We start from the raw sequence: 23,038 nt of genomic DNA on the forward strand, positions 1-23,038 counted from the left end.
TAGCCGGCCAAACCCGGTCCCGCTGCGGTTCCCGCCGCCACAAAATCGCCGCCTTTAAACTCACCGGCCGCCGCAATCAGGCAAAATCCCCGCCGCATTCCCGCGCTCAACTGGCAGGCAGAGACCTCGGGAGAGCCGTTCCGCAAGGCAACGCAACGAGCAAGGGAGCATCGGGATAGCCATGTCGAGCCAGGACACACAGATCCCAACCACAATCCTGTTTCCCCGCGCCGCGGTCGCGCTCGCGCGAATGAGCGCCGTGACCCTGATGGTCACCTTCGGCCTGACGATCATGTTTCTGGCCGCCGCGATCCTGATCTCGCCGGGCGGGATGCGCTCGGCCCTGGCGGTCGCCCCGGTGGCGGCTCAGGAGGCGCCCCAGGACGAGCACGCGGTCCTGCCGCAGCGCCGCAGCGGATATGACTTCTAGCAAGACCCGCAGGGCGCGCCGGGGCCTTGCCGTCCTCGGCGCGCTCAGCCTCGCTCTTCTGGGCCTCGGGGCCTGGCTCTCGGGCGGGACCGGATGGATCTTCGCCAAGACGGGCGTCGCCCATGCCCTGCTCGAGAGCGCCTGGGCGGCCCGCCTTTCCGAGGGCAGGACTTTCGATCCCTGGCCCGGTGCGGGCATGCATCCGGTCGCCCGCCTCGAGGTGCCGGCCCTGGAGGTCGACCTCATCGTTCTGTCGGGCGCCTCGGCCCGGACCCTCGCCCTTGGTCCCGGGCATATCGAGGGCACCGTGCCGCCCGGCGAGGCCGGCCACTCCATCCTGACCGGAGATCTCGACCGCCACTTCGATTTCCTGAAGGACCTGGAACCTGGAACCCTGCTTTGGGTCCAGCGCAGCGACGGCGACTGGCGGCGCTACCGGGTCACGGACGCCGAAGTCCTCGATTCCCGCGAGGCACAGCTGGCGCCCGGATCCGGCTGGCCGGTCCTGTCGCTGGTTACCGACTGGCCCTTCGGGCCGGCGGAGACCAACTCGCCCTGGCGCTACGTCGTCACGGCCGAAGCGGTCACCGAGGTCGCCTTGCGCCACTAGGGACTCCGAAGACGTCGGTTCTTCTCCTCGGGCTGGCACTTCCTGTGCTATAGTCCGCTGAATTCAGCGACAAAGAAGAGGGCGCAGACGCCCACAGCGGAGGTAGCCTGAGAATGTGCGAGATCTTTGCCCGGCAGGATCCTGAGCAATACAAGAACGAGTTGCGCTCGCTGCGCTTGGCCGGCCGCTCGACCAGCATCCGGCTCGAGAGGAAATTCTGGCAGATCCTCGACGAAATCGCCGAAAGCCAAGACATGACGACTCCGCGTTTCCTCTCCACGCTCTACGACGAGGTGATCGAGATCCACGGCGAGGTCCAGAACTTCGCGTCGCTGCTGCGCGTGACCTGCATGATCTACAAGCAGGAAACCGAAGCCGGCAGAATGCCCGAGCTGCCGCCGCAGGCCCTGACCGCGGCGGAGTAGAACCGGCTTTCGGGCAAACGGCGGCCCCGGCCATCGCGCGGGTGTAGTAAGGGCTTAACACCACGGCCGTCCCGGGCGGAGTTAGACTGCTTCTAAAGAAGCGGGTGCGCCCGCCGTCGGGAGGCAGTCCATGGCAAAGGCCATTCATACGATGGTCCGGGTTCTGGACCTGGATCGTTCGATCGACTTCTACGGCAGAGCCTTCGGCCTGGAAGTGGCGGACCACTTCGACTTCGACGGTTTCGCGCTGGTCTATCTGCGCAATGCCGAGAACGATTTCGAGATCGAGCTGACCCTCAACAAGGGGCGCGAAGAGCCCTATGGCCATGCCGACGGCTACGGCCACCTCGCGGTCTGCGTCGACGACCTGGACGCCGAGCACGACCGTTTGCGCGCGCTCGGCCTCGAACCTCTGGACATCAAGGAATTCCATCGGGAAGGCGCGCTGATGGCCCGCTTCTTCTTTTTGCAGGACCCCGATGGCTACAAGATCGAGGTGCTGCAAAGGCATGGCCGCTACCAGTGACGGCGCGGCCGCAAGGCACGACAACAAATGAGAACGACAAGAAAAGTCAGGAGAGGCAAGACGATGAGTGGCAAGGGAATGAACCGGCGCCAGTTCCTGCAAAGCAGCGGGCTGGCGGCGGCGGGCACCGCGGCGCTTGCCGGCGGCGCCGTGCTCATGGCGCCCGACGGCGCCTGGGCGCTTCAGTTGAGCGCCCTCGATGGGCACAGCGGAGAGACCCTGTTGAGAATGAGCCGGCAGCTCTATCCCCACGACGCCCTCGGCGACATCTACTACGCCGGCGTCGTCGAGGCGCTGGACGCCGAGGCCAAGGGCAGTGCCGAGACCGCCAAGCTGCTGAAGGACGGCGTGGCCGAGCTCGATGCCGCCATGGGCATCAAGTGGATCGAGCTTTCCGACGGCCACCAGATGAAGGTGCTGACGGAACGGGAGGCGACGCCCTTCTTCCAGAAGGTTCGCGGCACCGCCGTGGTCGCGCTCTACAACAACAAGCTGGCCTGGCGGCACTTCGGCTACGAGGGCGCGTCCTACGAGTTCGGCGGCTATATCGACCGCGGCTTCGACGACCTGAACTGGGTCGAGAACCCGCCCGAAGACGCCAGCCCCTCGAAGGCCTGAACGGGGAGGACGCAAACCATGGCGAATTTTGATCTGAATGACGATTCCGTCTTCGTCGTCGTGGGCTCGGGCGCCGGCGGCGGCACGCTCGCCAACGAGCTATGCCAGAAGGGCGTCAAGGTGGTCCTGCTCGAGGCCGGCAAGCGCTACGCGATCGACGACTTCCAGAACGACGAATGGGATTCCTTCGGCCAGCTGTCCTGGCTCGACAAGCGCACCACCTCCGGCAGCTGGCGGGTGGCCAAGGACTTCGCGGGCCTGCCGGCCTGGATCTGCAAGACCGTCGGCGGCTCGACCGTGCACTGGGCCGGCGCCTCGCTGCGCTTCCAGGCGCACGAGTTCAAGGCCAAGACCACCTACGGCGAGATCGCCGGCACCACGCTCCTCGACTGGCCGCTGAGCCTCGAGGAGATGGAGCCCTACTACGCCAAGGCCGAAGACAAGATGGGCGTGACTCGCACCAACGACATCCCCGGCCTTCCCGGCAGCAACAACTTCAAGATCATGTACGCCGGGGCCAAGCGGCTCGGCTACAAGGACTGCCACACCGGGCAAATGGCGATCAACAGCCGACCGCGCGACGGCCGCGCCTCCTGCCAGCAGATCGGCTTCTGCTTCCAGGGCTGCAAGTCGGGCGCCAAGTGGTCGACCCTCTATGCGGAGATCCCTAAGGCGGAGAAGACCGGCAACCTGGATCTGCGCCCGCAAGCCCAGGTCCTGCAGATCCTGCACGACGACGACGGCAAGGTGACCGGCGTGGTCTACGCCGATGCCGAGGGCAATCAGCAGGAGCAAAAGGCCCGTGGGGTCGCGGTCGCCGGCAACTCGATCGAGACGCCGCGCCTGCTGCTCAACTCGGCCGGCGGCAAGTTCCCCGACGGCCTCGCCAACGCCTCCGGCCAGGTCGGCAAGAACTACATGCGGCACATGACCGGGTCGGTCTACGCGACCTTCGACAAGCCGGTGAACATGTACCGCGGCACGACCATGGCCGGGATCATCACCGACGAGTCGATCAACGATCCGGCGCGCGGCTTCGTCGGCGGCTACGAGATGGAGACCCTGGCCCTCGGCATCCCCTTCATGGCCGCCTTCCTCAACCCCGGCGCCTGGGGCCGCGACTTCACCAGCGCCATGGAGGCCTACGACCACATGGCCGGGATGTGGCTGGTCGGCGAAGACATGCCGCAGGAGAGCAACGCCATCAGCTTGCACGACAGCGAGAAGGACCAGTACGGCCTGCCGGTACCGAACGTCCACTTCGACGACCATGCCAACGACCTCGCCATGCGCAACCACGCCTACAAGCAGGGCGGCGCGGTCTACGAGGCCGTCGGCGCGACCCGGGTCCTCGAGGTGCCGCCCTATCCCTCGACCCATAACCTTGGCACCTGCCGGATGAGCGAGAAGCCGGGCGACGGCGTCTGCGACAAGTTCGGGCGGGCCCACGATGTCGGCAACCTCTTCATCTCGGACGGCAGCCAGTTCACCACCGGCGGCGCGGAGAACCCCACCCTGACCATCGTCACCCTGGCGATTCGCCAGGCGGACCACATCGCCGAACTCATGTCCAAAGGCGAGATCTGACGATTTACTTTCCCGAGCCGTGACTCGGCCCCGAGCAAAGCCGCTCGGGGCCACCTTCTTTCCGGCGCATGTCGAGAGCTCGCGTGACGGAGCGGCGCGGCCCCGGGTCATCGCAACCCGATAGGCCAAAAGGCGCAGTCCCGCTTGCGAGCCCGGCCCGGTGCCGGGGCCTGGCCGGTGGCGAACCGCGAGCGCGCGCCAAGGTTAAATCTGGTCGGAAGATCCGCGACTTGAAGGTGCAGAGACGGGAGCGCCGCGGGGCTTCGGACAGAACCGCGACGGCCGATGTGAGGACGCGGCGGCCCGGCTTCAGGCGCTTGTCTCTTTCGGCATAAAGGGCGCCAGGGCCACCAGCTCGGAACCTCCCCTCCGAACTAGACATAAAGTAATAATCCGGTGCGAAAACAATCGTCTTTTCAAGACCTTCACGCCCACCAGCAGGCGATTGCAATTAAACGAATCTTTACTCAAACCACCCACGATCTCTTGAGCGCCCGGTTTGCGGCGACATCCTGGCGGGCACGAAGCGAAGAGGATCTTTATGCGGACCCCCGTTCCTGGCCATTTCCGCCAGCGTCTTGGCGGGCCTCGGGATCTCGGACGCAATTCCTATTGTCTTGGCCGAGTCGGAGGCGAAGGGACGAGCGCCGCGGCCGGTCCCGGCAGCGGGGCAAGACCGTCGCGCGAGGGCCCGCTCGGCTGAGCGCGCCCGGCCCCCTTAGCGAGATCCAGGATGGACCGCCAGAGCCTTGTCTAGAACGCGCCACCCTTACCGGAACGCCCTCCCCGACCGCGGCCCTCGCCGGCCCCCGAGCCGGGGCGCGCGGCAGGTCTTAACCCGGGATACCGCGGGCTAGCCGATGGGCGGGTGGATTCTCAGCTCGACCTTGGCCGTGGCTTGCGCCGTCCTGTTGTGGCGGCTGTGGCGGCTGGACTCGGCCCGCGGCAATCCAGATGCCGAGGATCTGAAGCTGGCACGGCTGCTGCGGGAGTCCGTCGAGTGCCTCCCGGAGGGCTTTGCCCTTTTCGATCCGGACGACCGCCTGGTGCTCTGCAACGACCAGCTACGGCAGCTCCACCCGCAAAGCGGGAGCGCCTTCCGGACAGGCACGAGCTTTCCCGACATCCTGCGGAATGGGCTCGCGAACCGGGAATACCCGGAAGCCGCCGGGCGTGAGGAAGCCTGGCTCGCCGAGCGTCTCGCCGAGCGCAAGAAGGGCAACGCGGTCATCGAGCAACAGACGGCCGACGGCCGCTGGCTGCGGATCTGCGAGCGCCGGACGCGCAGCGGCCATATGGCCGGGATCATCTCCGATGTCACCGAACAGAAGCAGCGCGAAGCCGACCTGATCATGGCCGAGCGGGGCCTGTCGGAGGTTCTCGAATCGATGCACGAGGGCTTCGCCCTCTTCGACGAAGAGGACCGCCTGATCATGTGGAACAAGAAGTACGAGAACATGTTCCCCTTGATTCACGACGTCATCAAGTACGGTGTCCGTTTCGAGGATCTCGTCCGTGCCGCCGCCGAGCGCGGGCAGAACACCGAGTCCCTGGAGGACCGGGAAGCCTGGATTCAGGGGCGTTTGAGAATATTCCGCAGCCTGGAGTCCGATTCCGAAAGCCGCTTCACCGACGGCCGGTGGTTGCTGGCCCGAAAGTATCGCGGCAACAGTGGCCGTACCCTGGCGATCTTCATCGACATCACCGAGCTGAAGCAGCGGGAGGCCGAACTCCACGAGGCCAAGCTCCAGGCCGAGACCGCGAACCGCATCAAGAGCGAGTTCCTCGCCAACATGTCGCACGAGCTGCGCACGCCGCTGAACGCCATCATCGGTTTCTCGGACATTCTGATCAAAGAGCAGGCCGGCCCGATCGGCACGCCGGTCTACCGCGAGTACGCCAAGGACGTGAACGACAGCGGGCACCAGCTTCTCGGGATCATCGAGGACCTGATCGACCTGTCGCGCCTTGAGACCGGTCAGGTCGACCTGCGGGAGACCGAGATGAACCTGGGCGCCCTGCTGGACCTCTGCCGCCGGGCCTTCGAGGACAAGGCGGCAAGCGCGGGCGTGAGCCTGGACATCGAGTCGGAGGCCGGCGAGATCGAGATCTGGGTGGATCAGGTGCGCCTGCGCCAAGTCCTCCACAACCTGATCTCCAATGCGATCAAGTTCACGCCGAGCGGCGGCAGCGTCCGCCTCAGCGGCCGCGTGGCGGACTCGGGCGAGATCGTGATCGACGTCGCCGACACCGGCATCGGCATGACCCCGCACGAGCTCGACATCGCAGTGGAGCCCTTCCGGCAGGCCCAGTCGAGCCTGACCCGCAGTCAGGGCGGCAGCGGCATCGGCCTCACCCTCTGCAACTCCATGATCAAGCTCCACGGCGGCAGCCTCGAAATCGCGAGCAGCAAGGGCGAAGGCACGACGGCGACCCTCCGCCTGCCGGCCTGCCGCCGGCTGGTCCGCGCCCAGGCCTCGCCCCGCGCCGCCGGTTGACGTCGGGCGGCCGGCACGCAGGCTCTCCTGACAGATCCTGTCACCTGGGCTCTGGCGTCCCGGGCGCTCCGGGGGCATATAGGAGGGCATGGCCGATCAGTCCCTCGCCCCCTTTCCGACCAAGGCCGTGGTCGCCGACGCCCAGGCCGGCCGCTTCCTGCTGCAGTCCGAGTTCAAGCCCTCGGGCGACCAGCCCCAGGCCATCGCCGAGCTGCTGGAGGGCCTGGAGAACAAGGAACGCGAGCAGGTCCTGCTGGGGGTGACCGGCAGCGGCAAGACCTTCACCATGGCCCACGTCATCGCCACCATGAACCGGCCCAGCCTGATCCTGGCGCCGAACAAGACCCTGGCCGCCCAGCTCTACGGCGAGATGAAGACCTTCTTCCCTGACAACGCGGTGGAGTACTTCGTCTCCTACTACGACTACTACCAGCCCGAGGCCTACGTCCCGCGCAGCGACACCTACATCGAGAAGGAAAGCTCGATCAACGAGCAGATCGACCGCATGCGCCACTCCGCGACCCGTGCCCTCTTCGAGCGCCGCGACGTGGTGATCGTCGCCTCGGTCTCCTGCATCTACGGCATCGGCTCGCCCGAGACCTACTCCAAGATGGTCGTCGACGTGAAGGCCGGCCAGACCCTGAACCGCTCCGACCTGCAGAAGGCGCTGGTCGAGCTGCAGTACAAGCGCAACGACACCGCATTCCAGCGCGGCACCTTCCGGGTCCGCGGCGACACCCTGGAGATCTTCCCGGCGCATTACGAGGACCGGGCCTGGCGGGTCTCGCTCTTCGGCGACGAGGTCGAGGCGATTTTCGAGTTCGATCCCCTGACCGGCGAGAAGACCGACAGCCTGGAGGCGGTCCGGGTCTACGCCAACAGCCACTATGTGATCCCGCGGCCGACCCTTCAGCAGGCCGGCAAAATGATCAAGGAGGATCTGAAGATCCGCCTGGAGGAGCTGCGCTCGACCGGCAAGCTGCTGGAGGCCGAGCGCCTGGAGCAGCGCACGACCTTCGACCTGGAGATGATGGAGGCGACCGGGTCTTGTGCCGGGATCGAGAACTACTCCCGCTACCTGACCGGCCGGAATCCTGGAGAGCCGCCGCCGACCTTGTTCGAGTACCTGCCGGAGGACGCCCTTCTCTTCGTCGACGAGAGCCACGTCACGGTGCCCCAGCTCAACGGCATGTTCCGCGGCGACTACGCCCGCAAGTCGACCCTGGCCGAGTACGGCTTCCGCCTGCCCTCCTGCATTGACAACCGGCCGCTGAAGTTCGAGGAGTGGGACGTCATGCGCCCGCCCACGGTCCTGGTCTCGGCGACCCCCGGCAAGTGGGAGCTCGAGCGCACCGGCGGGGTCTTCGTCGAGCAGGTCATCCGCCCGACCGGGCTGATCGACCCGGTCTGCATCGTCCGCCCGACAGAGAGCCAGGTCGACGACCTGATGAGCGAATGCCGCGAGGTGGTCTCGGCCGGCGGCCGGGTCCTGGTCACCACCCTGACCAAGCGCATGGCCGAGGACCTGACCGAGTACCTGCACGAGGCCGGGATCCGGGTCCGCTACATCCACTCCGACGTCGACACCCTGGAGCGGATCGAGATCATCCGCGACCTGCGCCTGGGTGCGTTCGACGTCCTGGTCGGCATCAACCTGCTGCGCGAGGGCCTGGACATCCCGGAATGCGCCCTGGTCTGCATCCTCGACGCCGACAAGGAGGGCTACCTGCGCTCCGGCACCTCGCTGATCCAGACCATCGGCCGGGCGGCGCGCAACGTCGACGGCCGGGTCATCCTCTACGCCGACGTCATGACCGACTCCCTGAAGTACGCCCTGGACGAGACCAACCGCCGGCGCGAGAAGCAGCAGGCCTACAACGCCGCCCACGGCATCACCCCGGAAAGTGTCCGCAAGGACATCGCCAACATCCTGGACAGCGTCTACGAGGGCGACCACGTCACCGTGAAGACGGGCGACGAGGCGCGCAATCACCTGATCGGCCACAACCTCAAGGCCTACATCGCCGAGCTCGAGGAGCGCATGCGCGGCGCCGCCGCCGACCTGGAGTTCGAGGAGGCGGCGCGCCTGCGCGACGAGATCCGACGACTGGAGCAGCAGGACCTGGAGCTGCCCACCGACGACTCCTTCGCCGGCCGCGTCGCCCGCGCCGACGCCAAGTCCAAGAGCGGCAAGGGCAAGTACCGGCGCAAGCGGCGCGGCCCCTGAACCGGGGGCGTGCTAGGCTGCGGCATGGGGTGTCGAAGGGCCATTCTTCTCGTGGCCTCCGCCTTGGCGGGCCTGAGCGCCTGCGCGACGCGGGACCGGGCCGAGGCGGTCTACCTGTATCAGAACCGAATCACGGCCGCTCTGGCGGAGGCGGTGCAGGCCGTCGAGGCGGAGGGCGGCGACGAGGTCGAGGCGCTCTACGAGGCCGAGGCCGCCTTGCAGAGGGACTGTGGGCCCCTGCAGCGCGCCGGCTACCGGCGCTTCAACCAGGAGGAACTCGACACGGCGGAAAGGCTGGCCGCCTTCGAGTCCCTCGACGCCTGCGAGGCCAGGGCCGCCAAGGTGGAGGCCCTGATCCGCGAAGTCGACCCGGAGACGGCGGCCTATTTCCTGGCCGAGTGAGGACCGCTAAGGTCTCGGTCTTCGGGCGGATCGCGCCGTCTCGACCCCGGGGAGCAGGAGAGCCATGACCGATAGCGACAGCAGGGACAAGATCCGCAAGTCGGACAGCGAGTGGAAACAGCAGCTGAGCCGCGAGCAGTTCCACGTGACCCGGCGCAAGGGCACAGAGCGGGCCTTTACCGGGAGGTATCACGCCGACAAGACGCCGGGGACCTACACCTGCATCTGCTGCGGCGCGCCTCTGTTCGATTCCGCACACAAGTTCGATTCCGGGACCGGCTGGCCGTCCTACTGGCAGCCGATCGATGCCGAAGCGGTGGAGGAAGAGGAGGACCGCTCCTTCTTCATGGTCCGCACCGAGGTTCACTGCGCCCGCTGCGACGCCCACCTCGGTCACGTCTTCCCCGACGGCCCGGAGCCGACCGGCCAGCGCTACTGCATCAACTCCGCGTCGCTGAACCTGGTGCCCAAGGACGGGGGCGATCCCGAATAGCCGCGGGCGAAGGTCCCGGACAGCGATCCGAAGGAGAATGGGGATGCCGGACCAGTCGGCCTATCCGCTCGAAGGCGGCTGCACCTGCGGCGCGGTCCGCTATCGCCTGACCTCCGAGCCCTTGTTCGTGCACTGCTGCCACTGCCGCTGGTGCCAGCGGGAGACCGGATCGGCCTTCGTCCTCAATGCGCTGGTCGAGGCCGAGCGGATCGAGCTGCTGGAGGGCGCGCCGGAGGTCGTCGACACGCCCTCGGAGAGCGGCAAGGGACAGAAGATCAGCCGCTGCCCGAGCTGCCGGATCGCGCTCTGGAGCACCTATGCCGGCGCCGGCGAGGCGATCCGCTTCCTGCGCGTCGGCACCCTGGACGAGCCCGACCACCTGCCGCCGGACATCCATATCTTCACGGCCTCGAAGCAGCCCTGGGTCCTGCTGCCTCCGGACACCCCGGCCGTCGAGGACTACTATCGCCGCAGCGAACACTGGCCCCCCGAGAGCCTGGAAAGGCGGCGGCGCCTCCAAGGGTGACCCGCCGGGGCCCTGCGCTCGCGCAATCCCGAAGCGGCGACGGCACCGTCTGCGCATTGGATCAACGCAAACGGCCAGGAGCATCCGTCACGGCACCGACCGTTTCGGTCCGAGCCGACTTCGCTCCGGGCTCTCTTGCTTTGGGTGTTTTCGGGCTTGGGCTAGATCATCCGCAGAAAGCGCTTGATCGAACGGGTGCAAAAGCGGTCGAAGCGCTGCTTGTACTGCGCCGACCGGCTTTGATGCAGCCAGCTCATCTGGATGGCGCGCCGCTCGCCGACGAACCTCTTGTAGCCGTGGAAGGAGTGGTCCTCGCGCCGGAACGCGACCAGGGTGCCACCGATGGGCGGCACCTCGGCGGCGTAGTCTTCGATGTCCGTCTTGGAGCCCAAGAGGCGCAAGCGGCCGCCCTGATGCGACCAGTTCGTGTTGAAGTAGACCAGAACGGTGATGATCTTGCTTCGGTGGTCTGTATGGATATTGCCGTCGCTCGCCTCTGAGTAGGCGCGTATCGTTAGGGTCGTCGGGCTGTCCGCAATGTCCAGGCCGAACTTCTGGCCCAGGCGTTCGGCGAACTCGCGGCCCTCGAGCCCCTCGAGCAGGCGTCGGAAGCCAGCACCATAGGTGAGGCTTTCCGGCGACAGGTTTCCCGGCCCGGTGATCCTTGGAAAATCCCGGTTCGCGGCAGCCAGAGCCAAGGGAGTCAAAAAATGCGGCACGACGAGGAAGTCGAAGGGGTCGTGCTGAAGGCTCGCGGCCTCCAGGGCCGCGAAATCGAAAACTTTCGCTTCGGATTCCGCAGAGCAGACAGCGGCCGTCGACAAGCTGGCCATAGGCATATCCTATTGGATGTATCTATACAATCTCGCCTCTCGCGACACGTTTGCCCCCTTCTGCCCCTACGACAGCAAACGATCAAGTCCGTTTTTATAGGATACGATGCGGTCCGCGCTATCCAATTCGTGCAGTCTTCGGCCGAAAAGTAATCGAAAGAAGACACAAACTGCGAAGTACCCAGGCCCTTTCGTACCAGCTTCGACACAGGCGGTCGAAAGACTGCGCGGAGATGAGTTATCTCTGCGGCGCAAGCGACGACTTGGTTTTGGCCGTCCGGCCGGCGATCGAGCCGAGAGAAGTACGGCCCGCCGAGGCGGCCTCGACGCGGAGAGCGGCCTTTCCCGTCCCCTTCTCGCGGGCACCGGCTCGCCGGGACCGGACCCGGGCCACCTGCGGCCGGCCGTCGGACGCGGGCGGGATCCAAGGATGGGATTGAGCGCCGGCCGGCCGGACCGGCCCGCCCGGGCGAAGGTCCAGCCTAGGCCGATGCACCGGGAACGCGCCAGCGGATCGGGTTAACCGGGTTGACAGAGCGTGTTTTTTGTCTTCTCTCATCATCCGTCCTGGCCGGGACGGACCTTCGAGTCCCGCTTTCTGTAGTTCTGGCAAACGGGTTCAAGAAGCCTTGCGGCGCAGTTTCGGCGAAGTCAGCCCCTACATCGCGCGATATGTCCTGTTCTTCCTGGGACGAGGGACACGCGTGTCCGTCGAACGTTGGTTGAGAGGGCGCGAGGAGTACCGCAAGCTGAGGCTCGCGGACTGCGTCTTCGTGTCATGGGGCAAGAGCGGCCGCACCTGGCTGCGCCTGATGGTCTCCAGATTCTATCAGACCAGGCACGGCCTGACGGACAGCAGCTTCCTGGAGTTCGACAATCTGAACGCCCAGAACCCGGATATTCCGAAAATCTTCTTCACCCACGGCAACTACCTGAGGGACTACACATCGCGCTGGGACAGCCTGAGCGACTTCTACGACAAGAAGACGGTCTTGCTCGTACGCGATCCGAGAGACGTGGCGGTATCGCAGTACTTCCAGTGGAAGTATCGGATGGACCCGCCCAAGAAGGAGCTCAACGCCTACCCGCCCCACGGCGACGAAGTCTCGATCTTCGATTTCGTCATGAACCACGATGCCGGACTTCGCCGGATCGTGGAGTTCTGCAACCTCTGGGCAAAGGAGCTGCCGAAGATGAGCTCCGTGCTGGTCGTGCGCTACGAGGACATGCGCAAGGACCCCGAAGCGGTACTGGGCGAAATCCTGGCGTTCATGGGCACGGCGGGCTTATCGGACGAGATCAAGGAGGCCGTGTCCTTCGCGGCTTTCGAGAACATGAAGACGCTCGAGGAGAAGAAACTCTTCCGCTTTAGCGGCAACAGGTTGCTGCCCGGCGACCGGGGCAATCCCAACTCCTACAAGGTGCGGCGTGCCAAGGTGGGAGGCTATCGCGACTATTTCGACGACGCCCAGGTCGAGGCGCTCGATCGCTTCGTGGAAGAGAATCTCGCCGGGATCTTCGGCTACACCGAAGCGAGCGGGACGGCGCAGCCGGAGCCGCTGGCGTCGGACTATGCGGCCAGCGAGGGCGTGCGCTCCAGGACCTGAAGCGCGTCGTGGCGCAGGTGGTTGCGCTGCATTTCCTCGCGCAGCAGCGCTTCCGAGACCACGCCTTTCTCCAGACACTCCCTCAGCAGCCCGAAGAAAAAGCGTTCCTGACTGGGGTCGCGGTGCCGGCGGTAGCGGCCCAGCAGGGCATAGGGGCCGAAGAGCTTGCGCCGCGCCCGCCGGACCCAGCCCAGCGGCTGGAAGCGCTGGGTCTTTTCGGCCGGGACGAAGTCCACCGGTAGACCGGTCTTCCAGGGCTGCGTCCAGCGCTTGGTGTTGTGGAGAAGCCTGGTCTCCGGCGTCAGGGTGTCGAAATCGTTCCAGCGGTTCTCGAACAGGCCGATCCCCTCGCGCGGCTCCAGCTTCAAGCAGATCCAGTCCATGTAGTCCCGCTCGAAGGCGAACATCTCGTTGAACTGCTCTTCGCAGCGCCAATGGGTCAGCTTGGCGCAGTCCAGCAGCATCACGCTGCTGGCCAGGCCCTTGGCGCCGCCGCGCGAACGGCAGACCACGGCCTTGCCCTCCATGTCCCGGGTCAGCAGCTCGTAGATGTCGCCCACGGCGAAGACGTCCGGATCGATGACCACGGCGCGCCCCTGATAGCCCATCAACTCCGGCGGCAGGAAGCGCAGCGGGGTGAAGGACTGCAGGTCGTCGTTGCGCCAGCGCCGCTTCAGGCCATCCCTCAGGTAGACTTCGCCCTCCTTCGCCTGGAAAAAGGGGTGGTCCTTGTGATGCATGATCCGGACGTCGAACTCGTCGTTGTGGGCGCTGTTGCGCCGCAGGGAATACTCCGAGACCAACGCGCCGATCATCTGGCGGTGATTCGTCTGAATGAAGACACAGGGCTTCACGAGCGGCCCCCTTTAGGCTGCGGATGGTGATAACGTCGGCACAGGGCCCGCATGTGCCGGAAGCGGCGCGGTCTCCGTCCGGCACGAGCCGGCGCCGTCGACCGACGTGGACACGTCAGGCGCTCTCCGCGCGCCGCGGGTCATCGGGCTCAGTGTAGCCGAAGACCGGCGAGAGGCGCGAGCGGATGGTGGCCTCGATCTCGTTGACCTCGTCATCGCTGAAGTAATCCCGGTAGCCGCCGACCTTGGCGCGGCGGACCTTGTAGGTGTTCGGGTCGCTGCGGTCCTTGGCCAGCATACGCCCGCCGCTCAACCAGAACACCCGGCGCTGCTCCATCTTGCGCATGTTGTCCACGGAGGCAAACTCGACGGCGTCGCGGATTTCCTCGGGCGTGCCGGGCGTGCCGATAAACTCGGCGACCCGCGCCAAGGTCGCCTCGGGCTGGGCGCGCATGTCCTCGTAGCGCACGACCAGGACGTCCTCGAGGCGCTCGAACTCCTTTGCCCAGCCGTTCATGAAGTCGATCACCTTGGACAGTCCGGCCTCTTTCCGGGCCACGAAGTCGAAGATCGGCACCTCCTCGCCGTGCGAGGGATAGGCGTTGATCGACTTCTTGCGCGGGCGCATGCGGTAGCGCCACTGGAAGTACTGGGAAACCGCGACATCGGCCGGATTGCGCACCAGCAGAACGATCTTTCTTCCGTAGTAGTCGGCTTTGTTGTCGTCGTTGCCGGTATAGTCCTTCAGGTAGTTGTCGTGGGTGAAGAACATCTTCGGAATCGCAGGGTTCTTGTAGTGCAGGTTGTCGAAGCCGATCAGGTGCCGCTCTGACAGGCCGTGCTTGACCTGGTAGAGCCGCGACAACATGACCCGGAGCCAGGTGCGCCCGCTCTTTCCGAAGGACACGATCACGCAGTCGGCCCGGCGCAGCTTCTTGTACTGATCGCGCCCGCGGATCCAGCGCTCGACCTCGATCTTCCGGTCCTTGGGCAGATAGAAGGTGACCGCCCGGACGAGAAGACGCGTGAGCTTCTTCATCAGGCTCGAAAGGAAAGAGCGCATGACGGTTCATCCAGCACGATGATGCGAATTGGGAGTTGCAGCTACCAACAAATTGGCGGGCTTGCAAGCCCGGGGCTGGATCGGCACCCGGTGGCCGGGATTTGGGCCGCTTCGGGGTCAGGGGCGGCGCGAGAGCTGCCAAGCGGTCAGCGACACCCCATCAGGGCCTTGATCCGCGCGACCGCGGTGGCCAGGTTGTCGGCGAGATCCCCCTGGGGCGGCCGCAGGCCCTCGCCCAAGCGCACGGCCAGACCGCGATCGATCAGCATGCGATGAAACGCCCGGAAGTCGCGCGTCTGGGTCAAGAGCCCGAGGCGGTAGAGAACCCTGGCCAGCGCGATCCGGAGGCCGCTTCCCGCGGAGTCCCGCGATGGCGAGAAGATCCAGCGCGCGAAGGACCGTCGCGCCTGGTCCAGCGCGCCGAGCCGCCCCGTCGGCAGCGGGAAGATCGCCAGCGGCTTCCGCAGGCGCACGATCTCGACCATCATCGAGACGCTGTCCCCGGTCACGACGAAGCCGTCCGCCAGGTCCAGGAGCCCGAGATAGGGGTTCTCGACGGCCTCGGGCGACCACTCGAAGAGCCGGGCTTCGGGCGGCAGCTTGGCCTTGAGCTCGGCCACCAGGCTCGGCGTCGTGCGGCGGCTCGTCGTGATGTAGGGCGTGCCGCCCCGGTCCCGCACGATTTCCTCGGCGACCTTGACCAGACCGTTCACGACCGAGGCATCGAAGGCGAAGGGACTGGTCGGGCCGCCGACCATGATCCCGATCAGCGGCCGCGGCAGCTCGGCGAAGCGCGGGCGCCACGCCGTCCCGGCGGCGGCCACGGCGTCCTCGTCGACCTGCATCAGCGGCAGGCCGACCGACATGACGTTGGGCAGCGGCGGCAGGTGGGCCTCGCTGCTCGCGATGATCAGGTCCAGGCGCTCGATGGCGCAGGACGGCTTGCCGACCAGCACGATCTTCGTATGCCCGCCGGACTGCTCGCGAATCCAGAGCGCCGCCATGGACGGCCGACGGCCGATCGTGATCACCAGGTCGGGCCAGGGCGGCTCGAGCGGATCGGAGCGCGAGGGATCGATGTGATGAAGCGAGGGCACGACCCGCGGCTTGCCGAGCACGTAGGGCTCGCGCATCCGCAGGTGCTTGCGTTCGCAGTCCCAGCCCAGCGCCCCGGCCAGGGTCTCGACCTGGCCGTTGTCGCCCTTCTTGTCGCCCAGGACCAGCCAGACGCTCGGCTGGTTCCGGGTCTCGGCGGCCTGGCCTTCTGCGGGATCCCCTAGGGCAGCCATCGGCTCAGGACCCCACCGCCTTTGCCGGATTGGAGCGTGACAGCGGACGCCGCGGGCCGGCCATCACACCGCCAGTCGACCCGCCTCCGTCTCCGGGGGCGGCTGGTAGCCGAAGGACGGCGACAGGCGCGCGACCATCAGGGCTTCCAGCTCGGCGGCCTGCTCCGGCGTGAAGTAGTCCCTGTAGCCGTTCACCTTGGCGCGGCGAACCTTGAAGCTCTCGGGGTCCTTCGGATTGCGGAGGGTCAGGCCGCCCTGGCTGAAGAAGCCCTTGCTTTCCAGCTGCCGCAGGTTGTCGAAGGAGCCAAAGCGCACGGCCTCCTCGATCTCGGGCTCCTCGAAGGGCTCGCCCATAAGGTCGACGATCCGCTTGAGGGTCGCGACCGGCTCGGCCCGCAGGTCCTCATAGCGAACCATCAGGCCGGTCTCGAGCTGGGACAGATTGCGCTCCCAGGTGTTCAGGTAGTCGATCAGGAAGGGCAGGCCGATGTCGCTGTGCCGCACGAAGTCCCACATCGAGATCGTGTGGCGGTCGATCGGATGCTCGATGGCGTGGTTGATCAGCTCCTGCTTGTGGGCCGACTGGCGCTTGGTGAACTGGAAGTACCAGGAGACCGCGATATCGCAGGGGTTGCGGGCCAGAAACAGGACCGCCTTGTGGCGGAGCGGATTGTCGGAGGCGTCGGCGTCGAGCGCCTTGCCGACGATCCCTTCGTAGCTGTAGCAGCCGTTGGTCGCCGACAGCCGTGGGATCGCTGGATTCCGGCGCGAGTATTCGTCCGACTTGTGGAGGAAGGAATCGGGCAGGCCGTAGCGCACCTGATAGAGGCGCGAGAGCATGACCTTGAGCCAGGTGTTGCCGCTCTTGGGGTGCGCGATGATGATCAGCTGCGCCCGCTCGGCCTTCGCCAGTTCGTGGTCGGCGAGGAGCCGCGCGCGCGCCGGCACGCGCCAAGCCCTCGGGAGGGCCGCGGTCGGCGCCAGCACGAGCCATTTCTTGATCGCATCACTGATCTGAAGCATCACAACTCGCATCGCGACGGTATCGGGGGCGGGCCGTTGCCCGGCGCGCCGAATCGATCGCTTTTCCGGAGACTGGATCCAGACTTCTACTCAATCGGTCCGGGCCTTGCAACGGGATGAGGGCAGCCCCGCGCCGCCTGCTTGCCCCCGGCGGCGGCGCTCCCTAACCTCCACCGGAACCGAGCGGGGGACGCGATGCTGAAGGCGGTGAGCTTCGATCTCTGGAACACCCTGGTCCGGGACGGCTCCGACGAGCCCAAGCGCGCGGCCCGGGGCCTGCGCCCCAAGCCGGCGGAGCGGCGGCACCTTGTCTGGCAGGCGCTCAACGACCTGGCGCCCATCACCCCCGAGGCGGTGGCTGCGGCCTACGACGACGCCGATGCAGCCTTCGACAAGGCCTGGCAGGAGGACCTCGTCACCTGGACCGTCGGCGGGCGGCTGCGCCGGGTCCTGGACGCCCTGGGCCGCGAGCTGCCCGCCGAGGCCCTCTCGGAGATCGTGAAGGCGCACGAGGAGATGGAGATCGCGGTCCCGCCCGACGCCGTGGAGGGCATCGCCGAGGTGCTGGGCGGCCTCGCCCTGCGCTACCGGCTCTGCGTGGTTTCCGACACCCTGGTCTCGCCGGCCGGGACCCTGCGCCGCCTGCTGGCCTCCCAGGGTCTCGAGGATTTCTTCACGGGTTTCGCCTTCTCCGACGAGGTCGGCCGCGCGAAACCGGACCGGGCGATCTTCGAGGCCGCGGCCGACCAGCTGGGCGTCGAGCCGGAGGAGATGCTCCACGTCGGCGACCGCGAGCGCGAAGACGTCAGGGGCGCCAAGGCGCTCGGGATGAGAGCGGTGCTCTTCACCGCGGTGGTCGATCGCGGCAGCGCGGACACGATGGCCGACGCGGTCTGCAGAGAGGTCGCGGACCTGCCCGAGGTCATCGATGATCTCGCGGCCAGGTTCTGACGCCGGATGCTGGCCGCCATGCCGCGCCGTAGGACATCCAAGCCAGGGGCCGACAAGGCGCCGCGCGCCTGGCAGCGCATGCTCTCGGGCCGGCGGCTCGATCTGCTCGATCCCTCGCCCCTCGACGTCGAGATCGAGGACATCGCCCACGGCCTGTCGCGGGTCGCGCGCTGGAATGGCCAGACCTCGGGCGACTGGGCCTTTTCGGTCGCCCAGCACAGCCTGGTCGTCGAGGAGATCTTCCGGCGGCTTCGCCCGGCTGCCGAGCCTCCGGCCTGCCGGGCCGCCTTGTTGCACGACGCCCCCGAGTACGTGGTCGGCGACCTGATCACGCCCTTCAAGGCTTCGGTCGGGCCGGGCTACAAGGCGCTGGAACAGCGCCTGCTGACCGCGGTGCACCTGCGCTTCGGCCTGCCGGCCGCGCTGCCCAAGGTGCTGACCGCCGCGATCAAGCGCGCGGACCGCGCCGCCGCCTACCTGGAAGCGACCCAGCTGGCGGGCTTCGGCGAGACCGAGGCCAGGCGCATCTTCGGCCGGCCGCGCGGCTACGAGGACCTCGGGCTCGACCGCGTCCGGCTTGAGCCCTGGCCGCCCTCCGAGGCCAAGGCCCGTTTCCTGTCGCGCTTTGCGCAGCTGGACGACCCGGCCGCCAAGGCGACCTGACGCGGCCCAAAGGCGCTGGACCGCGGCGGCGGCCACGGTTATCTGTCACCGCCATGGCCGATATCTTGCTGATCGCCTCGCTCCTGCCGCCGCTCGCCTGGCTCTATTTGCTGCACTTCCACGGCGGCTTCTGGCGCGGGCGCGAGCGCCTGGACGGGGCGCCGGGCAAGCTTGCCGACTGGCCCGCGGTCGTGGCCATCGTGCCGGCGCGTAACGAGGCCGAGGTCATCGGCCAGGCCATGGCCTCCTTGCTGCGCCAGGATTATCCCGGCGCCCTCTCGGTCATCCTGGTCGACGACCACAGCGAGGACGGCACGGCCGAGGCCGCGAGCGCGGCGGCCCGCGCAACGACCAACCCCGAGCGCCTTCAAGTCCGGCAGGCCCGAGACCTGCCGGCCGGCTGGCTGGGCAAGCCCTGGGCCCTGTCGGAGGGCCTGCGCCAGGCCGACGCGCTGACGCCCGAGGCGCCCTACGTCTGGTTGACCGACGCCGACATCGCCCACGACCCGCTGAACCTGCGCCGCCTGGTCGCCAAGGCCGAGGCGGAGGACCTCGACCAGGTCTCGCAGATGGTGCTCCTGCGCAGCGAGGGCTTCTGGGCCCGGCTGCTGATCCCGGCCTTCGTGTTCTTCTTCCAGAAGCTCTACCCCTTCGCCTGGATCAACGACCACCGGCGCAAGGTCGCGGGCGCCGCCGGCGGCTGCGTTCTGCTGCGGCGGCAAGCGCTCGCCGCGGCGGGCGGCTTCGCGGAGATCAAGGACGCGCTGATCGACGACTGCACCCTGGCGCGCGCCGTCGCCGACCGGGGCCGCCCCGGCGGCGGCCGGCTGTTCCTCGCCCTGACCGACACGGCCGAGAGCCTGCGTCCCTACGAAGGTCTGGGCGGGGTCTGGCGCATGGTCGCGCGTTCGGCCTACACCCAGCTTCGGCATTCGCCTCTGCTGCTGCTCGGCACCCTGCTCGGCATGGCCTTGCTCTACGCCCTGGCGCCGACGATCGTCTTGAGCTTCCCCTGGCACGCCGCCCTTCTGCCGGCGGCGCTGAGCCTCTTCGCCTGGGCGTTGATGGCCGGCGCCTTCCTGCCGACCCTTCGGCTCTACCGGCAGCCACCGGCATTCGCTCTCTTGCTGCCGCTCGCGGGTCTGCTCTACGCGGCCATGACCCTGGATTCGGCGCTGGCCCATTGGCGCGGCCGCGGCGGCGCCTGGAAGGGCCGGGTCGCAGGCGGCGCGGCGCTGGAACGGGGCGGCAACGCCGGTTAAGCTGCGCGCCATGACCGATTCCCCAGGCCAGGTCGAAACGCCCTCGGGCAAGGGCGCCGGCGACGAGAACTTCCCGGTCGGCTCCTTCCTGCTGCCCCGGCACCTGCGCCCGCACATCGCGGTCTTCTACGCCTACGCCCGGGCCATCGACGACATCGCCGACAACCCGGAGCTCGCGCCGGAGGACAAGGTCGCGCGCCTCGACCGCATGGCCGCCGCGATCGAGGGCCGCGAGTCCGGCGTGCCCGCCCTGGCGACGGCGGAACGCATGCGCCAGAGCCTGCTCGAGACCGACATCACCACCAAGCACTGCCTGGACCTGATCTCCGCCTTCCAGCAGGACGCGGTCAAGCTGCGCTACGACGACTGGGCCGACCTCCTGGACTACTGCGACCGCTCGGCGAATCCGGTCGGGCGCTATCTGCTCGATCTGCATGGCGAAAGCCCGGAGGGCTATCCCGCCTCCGATGCGCTCTGCAGCGCCTTGCAGGTGCTCAACCACCTGCAGGACTGCCAGGACGACTACCTGAACCTTGACCGCGTCTACCTGCCGGGGGACTGGATGGCCGAGGCCGGGGTGACGGTCGAGGCCTTGGACGGCGACGCCGCGAGCCCGGGGCTGCGCCGGGTCATCGACCGCTGCCTGGACGGCACCGAGATCCTGGTCCGGCAGGCCAGCGAGCTGCCCGCCCGCCTGGACAGCCTGCACCTCGGGATGGAGTCGGCGGTCATCGTCCGCATCGCCGAGGCGCTGACCGTCCAGTTGCGGCAGCGCGATCCGGTGGCCGAGCGCGTCGAGCTGAGCAAGCCGGCCTTTCTTTGGTGCGGCCTGCGTGGCGCCCTCGGCGAGATCCTCGGCCGGCTGCGCCCCAGCGCAAAACGCTTGCAGCCGGCAGGCGAGCGCGGGTAGTTCAGGGGACGCCGCTCCGGGGGTCCGAAGGCATGCCCAAGGCCGATACCTTGACCAGCACCGATTTGGAGGCTGCGCGCGCCCACGCGCGCCAGGTCGTCGAGGAGTCCGCGACCTCCTTCCTCTGGGGCATGCGCATCCTGCCGGAGGCGCGGCGCCGGGGCATGTTCGCGATCTACGCCTTCTGCCGCGAGGTCGACGACATCGCCGACGAGGAAGGCCCCGAAGACGAGAAGCACGCCCGCCTCGCCGCCTGGCGCGAAGAGATCGAGCGACTCTACGCCGGCCACCCGACCTACCCGACCGCCCTCGCGCTGCTCGAGCCGGTGCGCAGCTTCGCCCTGCCCCGCCAGGAGTTCATCGCCCTGATCGACGGCATGGAGATGGACGTGGGCGAAGGCCTGAACGGCCCAAGCCTGGAAGACCTCCGCTGCTACTGCCGGCGGGTTGCCGGCGCGGTCGGTATGCTGTCGATCAAGGTCTTCGGCGCCCTGGAGCGCGAGGCCGAGGAGCTGGCCGTCACCTTGGGCGAGGCGCTGCAGCTGACCAACATCCTGCGCGACATCGCCGAGGACGCGGCGCGCGGCCGGCTCTACCTGCCGCGCGAGCTGCTGGACAAGCACGGGATCGCCTCGCGCGACCCCGCCGAGGTGCTTCACCATCCGGCGCTGCCGGCGGTCGCGGCCGAGCTGTCCCGCACGGCGCGCGAGCGTTTCGAGCGCTCCCGCGCCCTGATCGCCCGCTGCGACCGGCAGCACCTGAAGCCGGCGATCCTGATGATGGAGGTCTACGACCGCATCCTCCAGAAGCTGGAGGCGCGCGGCTGGACGTCGCCCGAGGTGCCGGTCAAGGTCCCGAAGCTGGAAAAGCTCTGGATCGCCGTCCGCCATGGCATGCTCTAGATGATGGCCGCGACCGCCACGGCGACCGCGCCTTTGGCGCAAGCCCCCGGAGCCGACGCCGGCGGCCGCTGCCACGTCGTCGGCGCCGGCTTGGCCGGCCTCGCCTGCGCAGTCGCCCTGGCCGAGCGGGGCCGCGCGGTCAGCCTCTACGACGCCGCCGGGCAGGCCGGCGGGCGCTGCCGTTCGCTCTTCGACCAGAGCCTCGATCGGCCGATCGACAACGGCAACCACCTCCTGCTCTCGGCCAACCGGGCGGCGCTGGGCTTCCTCGACACCATCGGCGCCGGCGACAGCCTGGTCGGGCCGGCGGAGGCGGTCTTTCCCTTCCTCGACCTGCGCAGCGGCGAGCGCTGGACCCTGCGCCCGAACGACGGGCCGCTGCCCTGGTGGATCCTCTCCGCCCGGCGGCGCGTTCCGGGCAGCCGCCTCGGCGACTATCTCAGGGGCCTGGCGATCCTCCGTGCCAATGACCGGGACACGGTGACCGACCGCATCGCCGCCGAGGGCCCGCTGTGGGAGCGCTTCTGGGAGCCGCTGACGGTCGCCGCCCTGAACACCGCCCCCGAGGAGGCCTCGGCGCGGCTGCTGCGGGCTGTGGTGATGGAGACCTTCGCCCGCGGCGCGGCGGCCTGCCGACCGCTGATCGCGAAGCAGGGACTCTCCGACAGCTTCGTCGCGCCCGCCCTGGCCCATCTCCGGGCCCGCGGCGCCGAGATCCTGTTCAACCGGCGGCTCCGTTCGATCGAGGATGACGGCGTGCGCGTCACGGCGCTCGACTTCGGGACGCAGCGGCTCAGCCTCGGTCCCCAGGACTCTCTCGTGATCGCCCTGCCCGCGCCCGGCGCCAAGGCCTTGCTGCCGGAGCTCGACGCGCCGCTGGAGACGCGCCCGATCGTCAACGGCCACATCCGCCTGCCGCATCCGGTCGGCCTGCCCGAAGGCGGGCCGGTGCTCGGCCTGATCGGCGGCACGGCGCAGTGGCTCTTCCTGCGCGGCGACGTGGTCAGCCTGACCGTGAGCGCCGCCGAAGAGCTCGCCGGGCTGCCCAACGAGACCGTGGCCGCGCGCCTTTGGCAGGACACCGCCAAGGCGCTGGAGCTCGACCCGGCCGAGGTCCCGCCGATTCGCATCATCAAGGAAAAGCGCGCCACCTTCGCCCAGACACCCGAGGCCGCGGCGCACCGACCGGGCCCCACCACGCGCTGGCGCAATGCCTTTCTCGCAGGGGATTGGACCGACACCGGCTTCCCCGCAACCATCGAAGGCGCCATCCGCTCGGGGCAAGCCGCAGCAAAAAAACTTGCAAACCCTTAAGAATCTTGCCAATTCACGCTATTGC

Annotated in this window: 23 protein-coding genes; 18 read left to right on the forward strand and 5 right to left on the reverse strand. The window is 67.8% G+C overall.

Going from position 1 to position 23,038, the window contains the following annotated elements:
* The first annotated feature begins 181 nt into the window (after nucleotides 1–181).
* From QNJ30_10550 to QNJ30_10600, 11 genes are all read left to right on the forward strand, one after another.
* A complete protein-coding gene (locus tag QNJ30_10550) occupies nucleotides 182–430 on the forward strand; it encodes a hypothetical protein (protein MDJ0943897.1) in 249 nt (82 codons plus the stop codon).
* Nucleotides 420–1,040, forward strand: a complete 621-nt coding sequence (locus tag QNJ30_10555; protein MDJ0943898.1) for a class D sortase — start codon at nucleotides 420–422, stop codon at nucleotides 1,038–1,040. Before QNJ30_10550 ends, QNJ30_10555 begins: the two co-directional genes overlap by 11 nt.
* Before the next feature lie 113 nt (nucleotides 1,041–1,153).
* Nucleotides 1,154–1,465, forward strand: a complete 312-nt coding sequence (locus QNJ30_10560; GenBank protein ID MDJ0943899.1) for a ribbon-helix-helix domain-containing protein — start codon at nucleotides 1,154–1,156, stop codon at nucleotides 1,463–1,465.
* Nucleotides 1,466–1,595: 130 nt separating this feature from the next.
* Entirely contained in the window at nucleotides 1,596–1,991 is a 396-nt protein-coding gene (locus tag QNJ30_10565; protein ID MDJ0943900.1) for a VOC family protein, read from the forward strand.
* Between the two features lie 63 nt (nucleotides 1,992–2,054).
* Nucleotides 2,055–2,609, forward strand: a complete 555-nt coding sequence (locus QNJ30_10570) for a twin-arginine translocation signal domain-containing protein (GenBank protein MDJ0943901.1) — start codon at nucleotides 2,055–2,057, stop codon at nucleotides 2,607–2,609.
* An 18-nt stretch (nucleotides 2,610–2,627) separates the two neighbouring features.
* Nucleotides 2,628–4,196: a GMC family oxidoreductase gene (locus QNJ30_10575; protein ID MDJ0943902.1), complete on the forward strand. Its 1,569-nt coding sequence runs from the start codon at nucleotides 2,628–2,630 to the stop codon at nucleotides 4,194–4,196.
* 860 nt (nucleotides 4,197–5,056) lie between these two features.
* Nucleotides 5,057–6,694 carry a PAS-domain containing protein gene (locus QNJ30_10580; protein ID MDJ0943903.1) on the forward strand — a complete coding sequence of 546 codons (1,638 nt, stop codon included), beginning with the start codon at nucleotides 5,057–5,059 and terminating at the stop codon, nucleotides 6,692–6,694.
* A gap of 88 nt (nucleotides 6,695–6,782) precedes the next feature.
* Nucleotides 6,783–8,921 (forward strand): excinuclease ABC subunit UvrB, encoded by a 2,139-nt coding sequence (uvrB, locus tag QNJ30_10585; GenBank protein MDJ0943904.1) that lies wholly within the window; start codon nucleotides 6,783–6,785, stop codon nucleotides 8,919–8,921.
* A 51-nt stretch (nucleotides 8,922–8,972) separates the two neighbouring features.
* Complete coding sequence (locus QNJ30_10590; GenBank protein MDJ0943905.1) at nucleotides 8,973–9,323, forward strand: hypothetical protein; 351 nt, start codon at nucleotides 8,973–8,975, stop codon at nucleotides 9,321–9,323.
* Nucleotides 9,324–9,387: 64 nt separating this feature from the next.
* Entirely contained in the window at nucleotides 9,388–9,816 is a 429-nt protein-coding gene (gene msrB, locus QNJ30_10595) for a peptide-methionine (R)-S-oxide reductase MsrB (GenBank protein ID MDJ0943906.1), read from the forward strand.
* A 43-nt stretch (nucleotides 9,817–9,859) separates the two neighbouring features.
* Nucleotides 9,860–10,342, forward strand: coding sequence for a GFA family protein (locus tag QNJ30_10600; protein MDJ0943907.1), 483 nt, complete (start codon nucleotides 9,860–9,862; stop codon nucleotides 10,340–10,342).
* Nucleotides 10,343–10,503: 161 nt separating this feature from the next.
* Here the strand turns inward: QNJ30_10600 and QNJ30_10605 are convergent, their stop codons facing one another.
* Complete coding sequence (locus tag QNJ30_10605) at nucleotides 10,504–11,175, reverse strand: 2OG-Fe(II) oxygenase (GenBank protein ID MDJ0943908.1); 672 nt, start codon at nucleotides 11,173–11,175, stop codon at nucleotides 10,504–10,506.
* A gap of 704 nt (nucleotides 11,176–11,879) precedes the next feature.
* On the opposite strand from QNJ30_10605, the gene QNJ30_10610 reads away from it, so the two are divergent.
* Nucleotides 11,880–12,782: a sulfotransferase domain-containing protein gene (locus QNJ30_10610; protein MDJ0943909.1), complete on the forward strand. Its 903-nt coding sequence runs from the start codon at nucleotides 11,880–11,882 to the stop codon at nucleotides 12,780–12,782.
* On the opposite strand, the gene QNJ30_10615 is transcribed toward QNJ30_10610, so the two are convergent.
* The 4 genes from QNJ30_10615 to QNJ30_10630 all read right to left on the reverse strand — a co-directional run bounded on the left by QNJ30_10615 (nucleotide 12,746) and on the right by QNJ30_10630 (nucleotide 17,011).
* On the reverse strand, nucleotides 12,746–13,597 hold the full coding sequence (locus QNJ30_10615) for a hypothetical protein (GenBank protein MDJ0943910.1): 852 nt from the start codon (nucleotides 13,595–13,597) through the stop codon (nucleotides 12,746–12,748). The genes QNJ30_10610 and QNJ30_10615 overlap by 37 nt on opposite strands.
* A 154-nt stretch (nucleotides 13,598–13,751) precedes the next feature.
* Nucleotides 13,752–14,699, reverse strand: coding sequence for a sulfotransferase domain-containing protein (locus tag QNJ30_10620; GenBank protein MDJ0943911.1), 948 nt, complete (start codon nucleotides 14,697–14,699; stop codon nucleotides 13,752–13,754).
* A gap of 146 nt (nucleotides 14,700–14,845) precedes the next feature.
* Nucleotides 14,846–15,988: an ELM1/GtrOC1 family putative glycosyltransferase gene (locus tag QNJ30_10625; protein ID MDJ0943912.1), complete on the reverse strand. Its 1,143-nt coding sequence runs from the start codon at nucleotides 15,986–15,988 to the stop codon at nucleotides 14,846–14,848.
* Between the two features lie 63 nt (nucleotides 15,989–16,051).
* Nucleotides 16,052–17,011, reverse strand: a complete 960-nt coding sequence (locus QNJ30_10630; GenBank protein MDJ0943913.1) for a sulfotransferase domain-containing protein — start codon at nucleotides 17,009–17,011, stop codon at nucleotides 16,052–16,054.
* A gap of 195 nt (nucleotides 17,012–17,206) precedes the next feature.
* Between QNJ30_10630 and QNJ30_10635 the strand changes: the two genes are divergently transcribed.
* From QNJ30_10635 to hpnE, 6 genes are read left to right on the forward strand one after another with little or no spacing between them, the layout of a single operon-like run.
* Nucleotides 17,207–17,962 (forward strand): HAD family hydrolase, encoded by a 756-nt coding sequence (locus tag QNJ30_10635; GenBank protein MDJ0943914.1) that lies wholly within the window; start codon nucleotides 17,207–17,209, stop codon nucleotides 17,960–17,962.
* An 18-nt stretch (nucleotides 17,963–17,980) separates the two neighbouring features.
* On the forward strand, nucleotides 17,981–18,625 hold the full coding sequence (locus QNJ30_10640) for an HD family hydrolase (GenBank protein MDJ0943915.1): 645 nt from the start codon (nucleotides 17,981–17,983) through the stop codon (nucleotides 18,623–18,625).
* Nucleotides 18,626–18,678: 53 nt separating this feature from the next.
* Entirely contained in the window at nucleotides 18,679–19,887 is a 1,209-nt protein-coding gene (locus tag QNJ30_10645) for a glycosyltransferase (protein MDJ0943916.1), read from the forward strand.
* A 10-nt stretch (nucleotides 19,888–19,897) separates the two neighbouring features.
* Nucleotides 19,898–20,797, forward strand: coding sequence for a squalene synthase HpnC (gene hpnC / locus QNJ30_10650; GenBank protein MDJ0943917.1), 900 nt, complete (start codon nucleotides 19,898–19,900; stop codon nucleotides 20,795–20,797).
* 32 nt (nucleotides 20,798–20,829) lie between these two features.
* A complete protein-coding gene (gene hpnD / locus QNJ30_10655) occupies nucleotides 20,830–21,699 on the forward strand; it encodes a presqualene diphosphate synthase HpnD (GenBank protein ID MDJ0943918.1) in 870 nt (289 codons plus the stop codon).
* Nucleotides 21,700–23,013 carry a hydroxysqualene dehydroxylase HpnE gene (gene hpnE / locus QNJ30_10660; GenBank protein ID MDJ0943919.1) on the forward strand — a complete coding sequence of 438 codons (1,314 nt, stop codon included), beginning with the start codon at nucleotides 21,700–21,702 and terminating at the stop codon, nucleotides 23,011–23,013.
* The last annotated feature ends 25 nt before the right edge of the window (nucleotides 23,014–23,038 follow it).

Source organism: Kiloniellales bacterium (assembly GCA_030066685.1).
Lineage (GTDB): Bacteria > Pseudomonadota > Alphaproteobacteria > Kiloniellales > JAKSBE01 > JAKSBE01.

Bases quoted from the DNA above. Each gene is read 5' to 3' on its own strand.
- uvrB (MDJ0943904.1), top strand. From the start codon at position 6,783: ATGGCCGATCAGTCCCTCGCCCCCTTTCCGACCAAGGCCGTGGTCGCC.
- hpnC (MDJ0943917.1), top strand. From the start codon at position 19,898: ATGACCGATTCCCCAGGCCAGGTCGAAACGCCCTCGGGCAAGGGCGCC.
- QNJ30_10565 (MDJ0943900.1), top strand. From the start codon at position 1,596: ATGGCAAAGGCCATTCATACGATGGTCCGGGTTCTGGACCTGGATCGT.
- QNJ30_10640 (MDJ0943915.1), top strand. From the start codon at position 17,981: ATGCCGCGCCGTAGGACATCCAAGCCAGGGGCCGACAAGGCGCCGCGC.
- hpnE (MDJ0943919.1), top strand. From the start codon at position 21,700: ATGATGGCCGCGACCGCCACGGCGACCGCGCCTTTGGCGCAAGCCCCC.
- QNJ30_10575 (MDJ0943902.1), top strand. From the start codon at position 2,628: ATGGCGAATTTTGATCTGAATGACGATTCCGTCTTCGTCGTCGTGGGC.
- QNJ30_10600 (MDJ0943907.1), top strand. From the start codon at position 9,860: ATGCCGGACCAGTCGGCCTATCCGCTCGAAGGCGGCTGCACCTGCGGC.
- QNJ30_10605 (MDJ0943908.1), bottom strand. From the start codon at position 11,175: ATGGCCAGCTTGTCGACGGCCGCTGTCTGCTCTGCGGAATCCGAAGCG.
- hpnD (MDJ0943918.1), top strand. From the start codon at position 20,830: ATGCCCAAGGCCGATACCTTGACCAGCACCGATTTGGAGGCTGCGCGC.
- QNJ30_10580 (MDJ0943903.1), top strand. From the start codon at position 5,057: ATGGGCGGGTGGATTCTCAGCTCGACCTTGGCCGTGGCTTGCGCCGTC.
- QNJ30_10630 (MDJ0943913.1), bottom strand. From the start codon at position 17,011: ATGCTTCAGATCAGTGATGCGATCAAGAAATGGCTCGTGCTGGCGCCG.
- QNJ30_10645 (MDJ0943916.1), top strand. From the start codon at position 18,679: ATGGCCGATATCTTGCTGATCGCCTCGCTCCTGCCGCCGCTCGCCTGG.
- QNJ30_10555 (MDJ0943898.1), top strand. From the start codon at position 420: ATGACTTCTAGCAAGACCCGCAGGGCGCGCCGGGGCCTTGCCGTCCTC.
- msrB (MDJ0943906.1), top strand. From the start codon at position 9,388: ATGACCGATAGCGACAGCAGGGACAAGATCCGCAAGTCGGACAGCGAG.
- QNJ30_10550 (MDJ0943897.1), top strand. From the start codon at position 182: ATGTCGAGCCAGGACACACAGATCCCAACCACAATCCTGTTTCCCCGC.
- QNJ30_10570 (MDJ0943901.1), top strand. From the start codon at position 2,055: ATGAGTGGCAAGGGAATGAACCGGCGCCAGTTCCTGCAAAGCAGCGGG.
- QNJ30_10560 (MDJ0943899.1), top strand. From the start codon at position 1,154: ATGTGCGAGATCTTTGCCCGGCAGGATCCTGAGCAATACAAGAACGAG.
- QNJ30_10625 (MDJ0943912.1), bottom strand. From the start codon at position 15,988: ATGGCTGCCCTAGGGGATCCCGCAGAAGGCCAGGCCGCCGAGACCCGG.
- QNJ30_10615 (MDJ0943910.1), bottom strand. From the start codon at position 13,597: ATGATCGGCGCGTTGGTCTCGGAGTATTCCCTGCGGCGCAACAGCGCC.
- QNJ30_10620 (MDJ0943911.1), bottom strand. From the start codon at position 14,699: ATGCGCTCTTTCCTTTCGAGCCTGATGAAGAAGCTCACGCGTCTTCTC.
- QNJ30_10635 (MDJ0943914.1), top strand. From the start codon at position 17,207: ATGCTGAAGGCGGTGAGCTTCGATCTCTGGAACACCCTGGTCCGGGAC.